This is a genomic window from Mycobacterium sp. Aquia_213 (genome assembly GCF_026625985.1).
GTDB lineage: Bacteria > Actinomycetota > Actinomycetes > Mycobacteriales > Mycobacteriaceae > Mycobacterium.
Window position 1 is genome coordinate 5002128 of record NZ_CP113116.1, and the last position, 13135, is coordinate 5015262.

At 67.4% G+C, this 13135-nt stretch carries 13 protein-coding genes; 5 read left to right on the plus strand and 8 right to left on the minus strand.

The genetic code is table 11. From position 1 onward, the window contains the following. The first annotated feature begins 24 nt into the window (after window positions 1-24). On the plus strand, window positions 25-1275 hold the full coding sequence (locus LMQ14_RS23245; protein ID WP_267731985.1) for a cytochrome P450: 1251 nt from the start codon (window positions 25-27) through the stop codon (window positions 1273-1275). Here LMQ14_RS23245 and LMQ14_RS23250 read toward each other — a convergent pair. Further along, window positions 1241-1849, minus strand: a complete 609-nt coding sequence (locus tag LMQ14_RS23250; protein WP_267731986.1) for a TetR/AcrR family transcriptional regulator — start codon at window positions 1847-1849, stop codon at window positions 1241-1243. The genes LMQ14_RS23245 and LMQ14_RS23250 overlap by 35 nt on opposite strands. 186 nt (window positions 1850-2035) lie before the next feature. On the opposite strand from LMQ14_RS23250, the gene LMQ14_RS23255 reads away from it, so the two are divergent. Both LMQ14_RS23255 and LMQ14_RS23260 read left to right on the plus strand, forming a co-directional pair. Beyond that, complete coding sequence (locus tag LMQ14_RS23255) at window positions 2036-3574, plus strand: MFS transporter (protein WP_324291078.1); 1539 nt, start codon at window positions 2036-2038, stop codon at window positions 3572-3574. 160 nt (window positions 3575-3734) lie between these two features. After that, window positions 3735-4694, plus strand: a complete 960-nt coding sequence (locus tag LMQ14_RS23260) for a 3-keto-5-aminohexanoate cleavage protein (protein ID WP_267731988.1) — start codon at window positions 3735-3737, stop codon at window positions 4692-4694. A gap of 22 nt (window positions 4695-4716) precedes the next feature. Here the strand turns inward: LMQ14_RS23260 and mftG are convergent, their stop codons facing one another. The 7 genes from mftG to mftA all read right to left on the minus strand — a co-directional run bounded on the left by mftG (window position 4717) and on the right by mftA (window position 11336). Further along, window positions 4717-6150: a mycofactocin system GMC family oxidoreductase MftG gene (gene mftG, locus LMQ14_RS23265; protein ID WP_267731989.1), complete on the minus strand. Its 1434-nt coding sequence runs from the start codon at window positions 6148-6150 to the stop codon at window positions 4717-4719. Window positions 6151-6158: 8 nt separating this feature from the next. Next, window positions 6159-7571: a mycofactocin biosynthesis glycosyltransferase MftF gene (gene mftF / locus LMQ14_RS23270; protein ID WP_267731990.1), complete on the minus strand. Its 1413-nt coding sequence runs from the start codon at window positions 7569-7571 to the stop codon at window positions 6159-6161. Then, window positions 7568-8299 (minus strand): mycofactocin biosynthesis peptidyl-dipeptidase MftE, encoded by a 732-nt coding sequence (gene mftE / locus LMQ14_RS23275; RefSeq protein ID WP_267731991.1) that lies wholly within the window; start codon window positions 8297-8299, stop codon window positions 7568-7570. Before mftE ends, mftF begins: the two co-directional genes overlap by 4 nt. A gap of 253 nt (window positions 8300-8552) precedes the next feature. Further along, on the minus strand, window positions 8553-9743 hold the full coding sequence (mftD, locus tag LMQ14_RS23280) for a pre-mycofactocin synthase MftD (protein ID WP_267731992.1): 1191 nt from the start codon (window positions 9741-9743) through the stop codon (window positions 8553-8555). 2 nt (window positions 9744-9745) lie between these two features. Continuing rightward, window positions 9746-10936 carry a mycofactocin radical SAM maturase gene (gene mftC / locus LMQ14_RS23285; RefSeq protein WP_267731993.1) on the minus strand — a complete coding sequence of 397 codons (1191 nt, stop codon included), beginning with the start codon at window positions 10934-10936 and terminating at the stop codon, window positions 9746-9748. Continuing rightward, window positions 10933-11262, minus strand: coding sequence for a mycofactocin biosynthesis chaperone MftB (gene mftB / locus LMQ14_RS23290; protein ID WP_267731994.1), 330 nt, complete (start codon window positions 11260-11262; stop codon window positions 10933-10935). The genes mftC and mftB overlap by 4 nt, the downstream gene beginning before the upstream one ends. After that, on the minus strand, window positions 11247-11336 hold the full coding sequence (gene mftA, locus LMQ14_RS23295; protein ID WP_267731995.1) for a mycofactocin precursor MftA: 90 nt from the start codon (window positions 11334-11336) through the stop codon (window positions 11247-11249). Before mftA ends, mftB begins: the two co-directional genes overlap by 16 nt. A gap of 98 nt (window positions 11337-11434) precedes the next feature. On the opposite strand from mftA, the gene mftR reads away from it, so the two are divergent. Both mftR and LMQ14_RS23305 read left to right on the plus strand, forming a co-directional pair. Beyond that, window positions 11435-12031 (plus strand): mycofactocin system transcriptional regulator, encoded by a 597-nt coding sequence (mftR, locus tag LMQ14_RS23300; protein ID WP_267731996.1) that lies wholly within the window; start codon window positions 11435-11437, stop codon window positions 12029-12031. Then, window positions 12028-13089, plus strand: coding sequence for a DUF2332 domain-containing protein (locus LMQ14_RS23305; RefSeq protein WP_267731997.1), 1062 nt, complete (start codon window positions 12028-12030; stop codon window positions 13087-13089). The genes mftR and LMQ14_RS23305 overlap by 4 nt, the downstream gene beginning before the upstream one ends. Window positions 13090-13135: the final 46 nt, after the last annotated feature.

Genomic DNA, 13135 nt, shown 5'->3' on the forward strand with positions numbered 1-13135 from the left:
GCAAATCCGCGCAAAAGGGGGGCCATGAGCACGCCGATTGTGGATGAAGCCGCGAAGGTGCTGATCGACCCCATCGCCTACACCGACGAGGCTCGCTTTCATGCGGCGCTGACCCACTTACGCGCACACGCGCCGGTGTCCCTGGTCGACCAGGCGCCCTACCGGCCGTTCTGGGCCATCACCAAGCATGCCGACATCATCGAGATCGAGCGCGCCGATCACTTGTTCATCAACGAAGCCAGGACGGTGCTGGCTACCGCCGCTGTCGACGCCGTCGAGCGCGCCCGGCTCGACGCCGGGGTGGGCCTGCGCACCCTGGTCCACATGGACGACCCCGACCACCGGGTGTTTCGCGCCATCGGTGCGGACTGGTTTCGGCCCAGGGCGATGCGAGCGCTGCAGGCTCGCATCGCCGAGCTGGCCACGATCTATGTCGACAAAATGGCGGCCGCCGGCGACAAATGTGACTTCGTGAAAGAGATCGCGGTGAACTACCCGCTCTATGTGATCTTGTCGCTGCTCGGTCTGCCGGAATCGGACTTTGGTCGCATCCTCGCGCTGACCCAGGAGCTCTTCGGCCGCAACGACGCCGAACGTCGCCGGGGCAGCACACCCGAGCAGCAGGTCGAGGTGGTGCAGGATTTGTTCGCCTATTTCACCGCACTCACCGCTTCGCGGCGCGCACAACCAACCGACGACCTGGCCTCGGCGATCGCCAACGCCAAGATCGACGGCGAGCCGCTGTCCGACATGGACGCCGCGTCCTACTACGTCATCGTCGCCACCGCCGGCCACGACACCACCAGCTCGACGATCGCCGGCGGTCTGCAGGCGTTGATCGAAAACCCGGATCAGCGCGAGCGATTGACCGACAACCCGGGCCTGATGCCACACGCCGCCGAAGAGATGATCCGCTGGGTCACTCCGGTCAAGGAATTCATGCGCACCGCCGTCGATGACACCGCCATCCGCGGAGTGCCGATCGCCAAGGGGGAATCGCTGTATCTGTCCTACGTGTCGGCCAACCGCGACGAGGACGTGTTCGACGATCCGTTCCGATTCGACATCGGCCGAAACCCGAACAAGCACTTGGCATTCGGCTACGGCGCGCATTTCTGCCTGGGCGCGACGCTGGCCCGCATGGAGGTGAAAAGCTTCTTCGCCGAACTGCTGCCGCGGCTGAAATCCATTGAGCTCGATGGAGAACCGGAACTGATCGCCACGACGTTCGTCGGTGGGCTCAAGCACCTGCCGATTCGATGCTCGCTGCGCTAGCCCTGCCCTGCGCGCGCTGCACGTGCAGGAAACCGTCGACCGCCGCGAGCGCGCATTCCCGATAGTCGAAATCCGGCAGCGTGGACAGACGCCCCAGCACCAGCGGACCGATCAGCAGGGCGATGGCCCGGGATCGGTCCACCTCACCCAGTTCTGCGGCCTCCGGGCTGTCGAATAAGGCGTCGAACGGCGCCGCGTACTGCGCGGCGATGCGTTCGCGAAGCGTGGTGATCGCCGGGCTGTCGGTGGAGGTGGCGTGGTGGGGTTCGGGCAAACCGTCCAGATCGCGGCCCAGGGCCAACCAGGACATGGCCGTCATGACCGCGGGCGCTTGGGCCACCGATTCGGCTTGGGCAAGCACCAGGGCGACAAGGCGATCCCGCAGCGAGCCCTCGTCGGGCGGTGTCGGCGACGGCGGTATCAGGCTGTTGAACGCCGCGGCCAGCAAATCATTTCCACTCGGGAAGTGCCGATAGAGGGTGGCGCGCGCGACGTTGGCGGTACGGGTGACCGCTTCCACGGTCACCGCACTGGGGCCCCCGGAGTTCAGCAGCGCCGCGGCGGCTTCGAGCAAACGAGCCCGCGACCGCGCGGGCCGGGGATCCGTACTTCCCTCGGTGATTGTGACCCACCTCCCTGTTTGAAAACAAGACTATCGGTCTACCTACGAGACTATTGGTCTCGAAACCTCGTACGCCCCCGAAGGGAGGCGCATCTCATGGTCGATGTCCTGATCCGGCCTGACCAGCGTACTGATCCAGTGAGCATTGGCGGTAGCCCTCGGGCGCGTGCCTGGACACTGGCGGTCGCCTGCATGGGGGTCGCGCTGGTGGTCGCGTCGATGACGGCGCTGAACACCGCGCTGGGCGACCTGGCGGTGGCCACCTCGGCGACGCAGTCGCAGCTGAACTGGATCGTCGACGGCTACACCGTGGCGCTGGCCTGCCTGCTGCTGCCGGCCGGGGCGATCGGTGATCGCTACGGCAGGCGGGGCGCCCTGCTGACCGGTTTGGTGGTGTTCGCGCTGGGCTCGGTGGCACCGGCGATCTTGCACACTCCCCTGCAGATCATGGCGGGGCGTGCGGTGGCCGGTGTGGGCGCGGCCTTCGTCATGCCCGCGACGCTGTCGCTGCTGACCGTGGCCTACCCGAAAGACGATCGGATGAAGGCCGTCGGCATCTGGGCCGGCACGGCCGGATCCGGTGGGGTGTTCGGCTTGATCGGTTCCGGCCTGCTGCTTCGCTTTTGGGACTGGCACGCGATCTTCTGGTCACTGGGCATCGCCGGGCTGGTCATCTTCGCCCTGGCGTGCACCATCTCACCGTCGCGCGACAGCGCCGCTCCCCGCATCGATGCGCTGGGCGCGGTCCTGATCGGAGCCGCGGTCGCGATCGCGGTGGCCGCCATCCTGGAAGCCCCCAATCGGGGCTGGGAGGATCCCGTGGTGTGGGGCGGCATAGGCGGCGGGGCGATCATTGCGGCGCTGTTCGGTGTCGTCGAATTCAGGCGACAGCACCCACTTTTGGACGTGCGGCTGTTCGCCGACCCCAACTTCGCCACCGGGGTGGCAGCGATCGTCGTACTGTTCGGCGCGACGTTCGGGTTCTTCTACATCGGCATGCAGTACGTCCAGCAGATCATGGGCTATTCACCGCTGGCGACGGCAATTGCCTTCGGCCCCTTTATGATTCCGTTGGGCATCTTCTCGGCGTTGTCCTTTTGGTATGTGCCGAAGCTCGGTCTGCGACTGGTGCTGTTCATCGGCACGCTGCTGATGGCGGTCGGTTTCGCGTGCATGTACAGACTGGACCTGCACTCGAGCTACACCGAATTCGCCTGGCCGACGCTGATCCTGGCCACGGGTATCGGGATATGCACGGCACCAACGACTTCGGCGATCATGGGCGCGGTTCCCGACGAAAAGCAGGGGGTGGCTTCCGCGGTGAACGACACCTCACGCGAGATGGGTGGGGCGTTGGGCATCGCCGTGGCGGGCTCGATCCTGGCCGGACGCTATTCCCACGAGCTCGCGCCACAATTGGCGAGCTTCCCGCCGGCGGTGCGGGGCCCGGCCACCGACTCACTCGCCAAGGCCGTCGAGGTGGCCGGCCAGCTCGGGCCGCAAGGGGCCAAACTCGCCGAGCTCAGCAAGACCGCCTTCCTGACGGCCATGCATGCGTCGACGATCGCGATGGCCGTGATCGTCGCCGCGATTTCGATCCTGATCGGGCTGTGGGCTCCCGGGCGGGACGGAAAGCAGCTGCGGGTGGTGCGGCGGATTCTCGCCGGCCGCAGGTAGCAGCGGCCTGAATTCGAAACATGCCGTGGCATAACGGCATCCAACGGCACCCGACCCCAGAGGCTGTCGCGGTGTCCCCCGATTGAGTGACACCGTGTCGTCCGGCAACAGGACCGATCGGAGGAGTGCCGCACCGAGAAATGTGACTAGCTTCACACCTATGAGCGCACCCGGAATCATCCTTCCCAGCTACGAGATGCCCATGGACCGGCCGGTGATCATCACCGTGGCGCCGACCGGTCACCTGACCCTGCGAGAGCACGGAGTGCCCGTCCCCTACACACCGGAGGAGATCGCCGAGGAGGCCGAGCGTTCGTTTTGCGCGGGTGCCGCGGTCTTGCATCTGCACGTCCGGGAGGACGACGGATCCGAATGCCTGCGGGCCGCGCGCTACATCGAGACGATCGAGGCGGTCAAGGCGCGCGTCCCCGAGATGCTCATCGAGGTCTCCACCCGGGGCACGGCAATCAACGGCGGGGTCGACAAGGGCGCCAGCATCCCGCTGACGCCCGCCCTCTGGGGCGGCCGGGCCGAACTCAAACCGGAGATGTGCGCCGTGAATCCGTGCTCGTTCAATTACCCGGGGCATGCCTTCATCAACGATCCGAATGCGGTGAACGAGCAGTGCACCCGCATCTACGACGCCGGCTTGGTTCCCGAATTGGACGTCTTCGACCTAGGGCATCTTCAGCACGTGATCAGGATGGTCAACGCCGGCGTGCTGCGCCTGCCCCTGTCCGTGCTGATCGTCGTCGGCAGCAGTGGTGGCATGGCGGCCGATCCGGCCACCATCGTCCACGTCGCCAACCAGATCCCCGCCGGTTTGAACTGGACGATTCTCGGCGCCGGGCGGTTCAACTTTCACGCCGCCACGCTCGCCATGAGCCTCGGTGGCCACGTCCGCACCGGAATGGAGGACACGACGTATCTGGCGCCGGGGCGTAAGGCGCGATCGAACGCCGAACTGGTCGAGAAGGTGGCGCGCATCGCCCGCGAATACGGCCGGCCCATCGCCACCCCGTCGCAGGCGCGCGATCTGATCCTGCCGGCTGACAATCACCGCACTCACCCCGCTATCCGCGGTGTTCGGGCCGCCACCGAATTTCAACTCGTCTCATAGCGAACTTCTGCTGAAAGCCCACTCAGGCAACGAATTCCGCCGCGCGGTGCCCGAGCATCACGATGGTCGCGTGCGGCCCACGGCTGGTGATGGCGGGCAGGATGGAGCCGTCGATCACCCAGAGGTTGTCCATCCCGCGCACGCGGCACCGAGGGTCGACGACCGCGTGCGGGTCACCGTCGGAACCCATCGGGGCGCTGGCGCACAGGTGCTGCGACGTCGCCCATGCCGGCGGCCCGACATATGTTGCCGCACTGGCGAGTTCACGTGCGAGCTCGCTGCCGCGGCGCAACGCGGCGACATCCTCGGGCTCGCTGTCGTAGCGGTGCTCGATTTGCGGGGGCACCGCCGGATCCGCCGACACCAGCCAGACGCGTCCGCGGGCCCGCGGCTGCATCAGCGCGACCCCGAGATGCGGCCAGTCGGGATGCCCCGCGGTGCCGTCACCGGTCATCGCGACGAACCCGCCGGTGTACGGTCTGATCTCGATGTCGTCGGCGGCGTTGAGCACCACCTCCAGCACGGGCCGGCCGGTGGCCACCGCCCAGTCGGTGGGCAGCACCCATTCGGGGTGATCGCTGCAGGACATCCCCACCGGAAGTGGTGCCACCACCGGCACACCAACTGCCCGCAACATTGCCTCATCGCCGATTCCGGACACCATCAGCAGATGTGCTGATTGAATAGCGCCGGCGCACAAGACGATTCGGTCGGCGGTCAGCGTCGTCGGGCCTTGCGGGCCCGCCGCGTCGACGCCCGCGGCGGCGGTGCCGTCAAACCGCAATCGCACGGCCCGCGTCTGCGACAGCAGGGTCAGGTTGGATCGCCCCAGCGCCGGCAGCAGATATCCGGCGCCCGACCCGATGCGCACGCCGTCGACGATGTTGAGCGGCACCGCACCGATACCCGGGACCAACTGGGGCCCACAATCATTGAGGTCGGCGATCCAGGAAAACCCGGCAGCCTGCGCCGCTGCGATGAAACGTTCAGTGGCACCAGTCATTTCGTGCGTCCGGCGCACCAGAATCGGTCCGCTGTCGCCGTGCGCGGGACCGGTGAAATCCAGGTCGGTCTCGATGGCCCGGAAATGGTCGACAACGTCGGACCACGCCCAGCCCGGTATCGCGGCCCGATCGAAATCGCGTGGCAAGCCGCGACAGAAATATCCGCCATTGACCGCCCCCGAACCGCCGACCGTCGCCCCCCGCACGATCGGCAGCTCGCGTACGGGGTGATCGGTGATTCGACTCGCATAGCGCTGCACCAGCGGGCTGCCCGCCCCGATCGGCAGCTGCAGCCCGTTGGTGGTTCGGGCCAGCAGCGCCGGGTCGGCCAGCGCGGGCCCGGCCTCGAGGACGGTCACGGTGCGGCCGGGATCGGCGGAAAGACGTTCGGCAACAACCGATCCAGCACTTCCGGCGCCGACGATCAGCACATCGCTGTGCGTGGTGGTCAAGGCGGCGGCTAGGTCCGGATCTGCGGTTTGAGCGCTCGCAGGTTGCGTTCGCGGACCACGCCCCACCACAGCCCGAGGCCGTAAGCCAGGTCGTCGACCCGCTTGAGCAACAGATAGGTCAGCAGTCCGATCGGCTCGGCCTCGTCGCCGGTGGCGTCCCGGCGGCGCAGCCAGTCGACGACTCCGTCCATCACGGCGGCGACCACCACGACGTGTCGGCAATGGCGCGACATGACGGCCGCGAGCAATGCCACGGGCCAGTAGTGCCGACAGATGGCCGAGGCCAGCTGCAGCGCCGCCGACCACAGACCGCGCGCCGCGATCACCACGACGTCGGTCAGCGAGGTCTCGGCGCTGCGCATGGCTTTGGCGATGCGCCGGCCGGTCACGATCGCGATCACGATCGAGGCCACTTGGGACAGGCTGGTGCCGAGGGCCATCAGTATCCACGCCATCAGCGCCCACCCGGAGATCACCACCGGGGCGGTCTTGTCGGGGTGACGCACCGACAGCGGGGCCGCGGAACCGCCATAGAATGCCTTGCGCGCGAGCCAATCCCGCAATTGCGTGCGGTGATCGTGCGCGACCAGCGCGATCGGCTCGTAGCGCAGCCGGGCGCCCGCCTCGATCAGCCGCCAGCACAGGTCGACGTCCTCGCCGGACTGCATGGTCTCGTCGAACCCGCCGACCTCGCTGATGGCCGAGCGGCGGCAGATGATCGCCGCGCTGGGCACGTAGGACACCGTGCTGTGCGGCAACACCGGCGCTTCACGCTGCCCGAGGTCCAGTGAGGAGTGCACCGCCTCGTACCGGGCCACCACGTTCTCGCTGTGCGCCAGGCCCACGATGCGCGGCGCCACCAGCGCCACGGTCGGGTCGCAGAAGTGACCGAGGAGAGCTTCCAGCCAGCCTCGGCGCGGCGTGACGTCGGAGTCCATGAACGCGACGAAGTCGGTGGTGCACGCGGCCAGGCCGGTGTTGCGCGCTGCCGCCGGACCCTTGCTTCGCGGGTGGTGCAACACCTCGATATCGCAGTGGGTACCGGCGAAGTCTTCCTGCCCGATCGGCGACAACGAACCGTCGTCCACGACGATCACGCGCAGACCGCGCAGCGAATTCAACAGGTGCCTAACACCAGAAACGTTGTCCCGCACCGGGATTACCACGGTGACGTCGCGGTGCGACGGGCCGCCGGCCGGGCGCGGATGGGCAACGGTGGCGTCCAGCAGGGTGCGGGCCAGCTGGGCGCTGAGGTCGTCGCGGACCTTCAGCCGGCCATCCGAGAGCATGCCCTGGGCGGCGGGAGCCAGCTTGAGTAGCCGGGTCGGTGAGCCGCCCAGCAAGGCCGAGCCGTCGCCGAGCACCCGCACGCGGCGATCGACCTGAACGGCGAACCCGTCCGGCAGTCGAGGTTGACTCATGTCAACATTCCGTCGGGGCCGGGCGACCAACGCACGATGCGGCGCACACAACCGTCGACCATCTCCGAAAAGATGCGCTTGCCCTCCGCCGCGGTGGCGGTGGTCGGGTCCCCCAGCACCCCGACCGGGCTGACCGCCGCGACACCGCCGGCGCGCATCGTGGGGAGCAACTCGGGCAGCGGCGCCCGGTTCCCGGCCAGCCACCGGTCGGTCAGCACATCCGACGGCGAGATATGCAGCAACACCGATGTTTCGGTATGGCCGGCATGGGCGTCGGCGCCGGCGATCGCGCAGGGGGACCAGGCGACGTCGCGACCTTCGGTGCGAAGTGTGGTCACCGCGCGGTGCAACGCCTCCGCGTTACCGCCGTGGCCGTTGACGAAGACCAGGCGCTGCGCCCAGCAGGCGGCCGACCTGCCGTACTCGACCAGCAGCATCGTCAGGGCGTCGGTGCCGATGGAGATCGTTCCGGCGAAACTCTGGTGCTCGCCGCTGGCGCCGTAGGCGATGGCCGGCGCCACCAACCACGCCTGCTCGAGGCTCGCCGTGGCCCCCCTGGCGACCGCCATCGCTATCCGGGTGTCGGTGTCCAGCGGCAGGTGCGGACCATGTTGCTCGGTGGATCCCAGCGGGATCATTATCGACGGCGAGGTGCTTAATAGCTCGTTCGACGTCGCAGCTCCTAATTCGCCGAGTACGGGCACTCGGTGATGGTAGGCCGAATTCACCTGGCGTGCACCAATTGTTGAGCGGTCAAAGTTATTTTTTTTCTGGGCTGTTCATCGAAGCGCCGAAATTCGGCTCGTCCGTCACGGTTGCCACGCGCGTATCACAATTTTCGCACATGTTCATTTTCGCTGGCAATCGCAGATCCGTGCGATTTCGGCGGCAGTGCGCCGAGGTCCCGCCCGGGACCCGGTCCCGAAATTGGGCAAAGCCGCCCAACGTGCCCAGAATTCACCCGGGCACCGCCGGGATCGACTAAGCCCGTCCGCCCCCAGGCACGCCCAGTGCCCGGGTGAAGCCGTCCGGCACCAGGATGTCGTCCGGGCGCAAGTCATGGACCGAGGCGTGCCCCAGCCCCATGAGCGCCGAGTCGATACCCCCGCGCAGGACGTCGAGCACGTTCTCGACGCCGGCCTGACCATTCGCGGCGAGACCCCACAGATAGGCACGGCCGATCATCACCGCCCGCGCTCCCAACGCCACGGCCTTCACCACGTCACTCCCGCGCCGGATGCCGCCGTCCAGCAACACCTCGACCTGGTCGCCGACCGCCGCCACCACCGGGGGTAGCGCGCGGATCGACGCGGGCGTCCCGTCCAGGTTGTTGCCGCCGTGGTTCGACACCGAAATCGCCGAAACACCGGCATCCACAGCTCTTTTCGCATCGTCGACGCGCATGATGCCCTTGAGCATGAATGGCCCGCCCCACAGTTCGCGCAGCCAGGCGATGTCTTCCCAGGTCGGCGGGGGCGTGCCCATCCACTCTCCGTAGGCCTGGAAGAAAGGCGGACCGGCCTCGCCGCGCGCCGCCTGGTTCGGCACCGACAACGCCGGTGGACGCATGGTCTTCGCCCACTTCAGGAACCACCGGGGCTTGAAGGCCGCCTCCGGGGACAGCCGCAGGATGGTCCGCAGGTTCATCTCTTCGGGGATCTTGGGGCTGCCCCAGTCACGCCCGTGCGAGAAGGACCAGTCGGTGGTGACGATCAAACCGACCGCACCGGCCGCGCGCGCCCGCTCGACCCGCTCGGCGATCGCGTCGCGCCCGCCCAGCCAGTACACCTGGAAGAACAGCTTGGAGTTTGCGGCGATCACTTCCTCGATCGGCTTGCTGGCGAACGACGACAGACCCATCGCCGTTCCCCGTGCCGCAGCGGCCCGGGCGACGGCGACCTCACCGTCCGGGTCGACCGCCTGAACGCCGGTCGGTGAAATCACCACCGGCATGGAAATATCTTGTCCCATAACGGTTGTCGATAAGTCGCGCTTTTCCTGCACGCCTACGACGTGTGGTGCAAAACCGAGTTCACCGAAAGCTTCGACGTTGTCGGCGACCGTAATTCCTTTTTCGCTGGCCGCAACCAGCGCTGCATAAACGGATTTCGGAAGCCGGCGCTTTGCGCGCTGCTGAGCGATGGCAACGGTTTCAAACCACTCGTCGGCCACGACTACACGGGGCTTTCGTTACACAGCCGCGCCGGCGGTTGCTGGGGCGGCCGCACCGACAGGGTCAGCGGCACCGGCTGGCGCACCCGCTGGCCACGCGAGTGGTCGGCACGCGGGCGCGGGGTCTCCCGGTCGCGAGCCAGGGCCGACGCGCTGTGCCCCTGGACGCATTCGGGATCCGGCCCGTCCATCGGCAGGCCGGTAAAGAACTTGGCCGCCATGCAGCCGCCACGGCAGCTGTCGTAGTGCCCGCAACTGCCGCAGGCGCCCGCCGATTGCGGCTCGCGCAGTTCGCGGAAAAGCGGAGCGTTCTTCCAGACGTTGTCAAAACCGCCCTCGGACAACACGTTTCCCGCGAGGAAGCGGTCGTGGATGGCAAACGGGCAGGCGTACACGTCGCCCACCGGGTCGATCAGGCACACCACCCGGCCGGCTCCACACATGTTCAGGCCGGACAGCGCACCGGAGGAGCCGAGTGGGGCCAGGTGGAAGAAGGAGTCGCCGGTGAGCACCCGCTCCCCCTTGGCGACCAGCCAGTCATACAGCTGAACCTGCTGGGCCGCGGTCGGGTGCAGGTCTTCCCACACATCCGCGCCGCGCCCCGATGGCCGCAATCGGGTGATCCGCAGTGTCGCACCGTAACGGCTTGCCAGGGCGGCGAATTCGTCGAGCTGGTCGACGTTGTGCCGGGTGACCACGACGGAGATCTTGGCGTCGGAAAATCCGGCCGCGGCCAGGTTCTCCAGCGCACGCACCGCCATCGCGAACGACCCGGGCCCGCGGACCGCGTCGTTGACCTCGGCGGTGGCGCCGTCCAGTGAGATCTGGACATCCACGTAATCGCTGGCCGCCAGTCGCGCGGCGACCTCCGGCGTGATGCGGACGCCGTTGGTCGAGAACTTCACCCCGACATGGTGCGCGGTCGCGTAGTCGACCAGCTCCCAAAAGTCCGGGCGCACAGTGGGTTCCCCGCCACCGATGTTGACGTAGAACACCTGCATGCGTTCCAGCTCGTCGATGATGTCCATGCACTGGCGGGTGGACAGCTCGCGGGGGTCGCGCTTACCCGAGGAGGATAGGCAGTGCACGCAGGCCAGGTTGCAGGCGTAGGTGAGCTCCCACGTCAGGCAGATGGGCGCATCCAGCCCGTGCTCGAATTGCTCGATGAGCCGGGGTACGGCCGCTGTTGTCATTGATGGTCCTCCTGGGGCACCAGCATGTGGGAATCGACCAGCACACCCAACGCGTGCAGGTACGGCCCCTGCTCGGAGTCGTCGACCCCCTCGGCCCGCAAGGCCGACCGGACGTCGGGATGGTCGGCCAGCGACCGCACCACCGCAAGGATGGTGCGGTTCTTCAGAAAGGAAAGCTTGCGGGTGCCGAAGTGATAGAGCAGTGCGCCAAACGGTTCCGGTCGAACCGCGACCTGCGGGTGCAATCGCCAACCGCGATCAGGGTCGAATCGGCTTCCTGTCTGTCCAGCCCTCGCGGGCGCGGACACGGTCAGTAAACCCCGCACATTCCGTCGATGGACACTTCTTCAACCAAAGTCTCGGTGACGAGCTCGGTGTCGGTTTCGATCTCGCGATCCATCTGAATTACCTCTCCTACGGTCTCGACAACGATGGTCGATCTTGTCACAATCGTCGTCAGAATATGGCATCGAGTGCCGAAACGGAAGGGCGGGTCTGATGCTTCCGCAGTCGCGAGTCGGCCGGCGCCGCTCGACGACACCGGACCACATCACCGACGTCGCGATCGAGCTGTTCACCGAGCGGGGCTTTGCCGAGGTGAGCGTCGATGATGTCGCGCAGGCCGCCGGGATCTCGCGCCGCACGTTGTTCCGCTACTACGCCTCCAAAAACGCCATCCTCTGGGGCGAGTTCGACAGCCACCTCGCGCGTCTTCGCGAGCTGCTCGACAAGGTCGGCCCGCGGGTCCCGCTGGGTGCGGCGCTGCGATCAGCGCTGTTGGCGTTCAACACCTTTGACGACTCGGAGACCGTCCAGCACCGGCAGCGGATGCGGGTCATTCTGCAGACCGCCGAACTGCAGGCATATTCGATGACGATGTACGCCGGATGGCGTGAGGTGATCGCGGAATTCGTCGCCCGGCGCTCGGGTGCCAAGACAACCGACCTGCTGCCCCAGACCGTCGCATGGACGCTGCTCGGGGTCGCGCTCTCGGCCTACGAGCATTGGCTGCGCGACGAGTCCGTCACGTTGCCGACCGCACTCGGCAACGCCTTCGACGTCGCCGGCGCCGGGCTGAACAGGCTGAAACCATGACCGTCGACACCGAGCACCTGCTGCACACACTGCGGTCGCAAGGACGGTTCTGCGGCGCGTCGGGCTCCCGGATGTACGACGAGCTGTTCGAGCTGGTGGCCTCCGACGTCGAAGCCGGCGGCATCTTCGCGACGATCCTGTCCGGCCACGAGGACGATCCGTCGCGCGAGGCGGTGCCGCTGCGGCTGCTGGGCGGCTTGCACCGGTTGGTGCTCGACGGCCGGGCAGCGGTGTTGCGCCGCTGGTATCCCAGCACCGGCGGCAGCTGGGATGCCGGCAGCGCGTGGCCCGAGATCAAGCTCGTCGCGGCCGGCCATGCCGAGTCGCTGCGCGCGGCGCTGGGACAGCCGCCGCAAACCAACGAGGTCGGCCGATCCGCCGCGCTGATCGGCGCGCTGCTGCGTATCAACCACGAAATCGATTTCCCGATACGGCTTTTCGAGATCGGATCGAGCGCCGGACTAAACCTGCGTGCCGACCACTACCACTACCGCTACGGCGGCGGGCAGTGGGGACCGATCGACTCACCGGTGATCATCGACGACGCGTGGCAGGGTCGAGTGCCGCCGACCGGTTCGGTGCGGATCGCCGAGCGGCGGGGGTTCGACATCGCGCCGTTAGACGTCACCGGCGTCACCGGTACCGACGGCGAGATGACCGCGCTGAGCTATGTCTGGCCGGACCAGGCCGCCCGGCTGCAGCGGCTGCGCGGCGCGATCGCGGTGGCCCGCAAGTTACCGGCGCAGCTGGTGCGCCAGAGCGCCGGCGCCGCGGTCGCCGGCCTGGCACTGGCCGACGGCGCCTTGACCGTGCTGTGGCATTCGATCACGTGGCAGTACCTGTCGCAGGACGAGCGTGGCGCCGTGCGCGCTCACGTCAACGCGCTGGGCGAACGCGCCGATGCCGCCGCACCGTTCGCACACCTGACGATGGAACCCGCACGCGACGGCCCGGACAGTGCGCTCAAGTTCCTGGTGCGCGCCCGGCGCTGGCCCGGCGGCGACCTCGTGGTTCTGGGTGAATGCCATCCGCACGGCCCACCCGTGAACTGGCAATAGACGCAATCGGCAAAAATTTTCGCGCACAACCCGTCGGAGTTCGCGT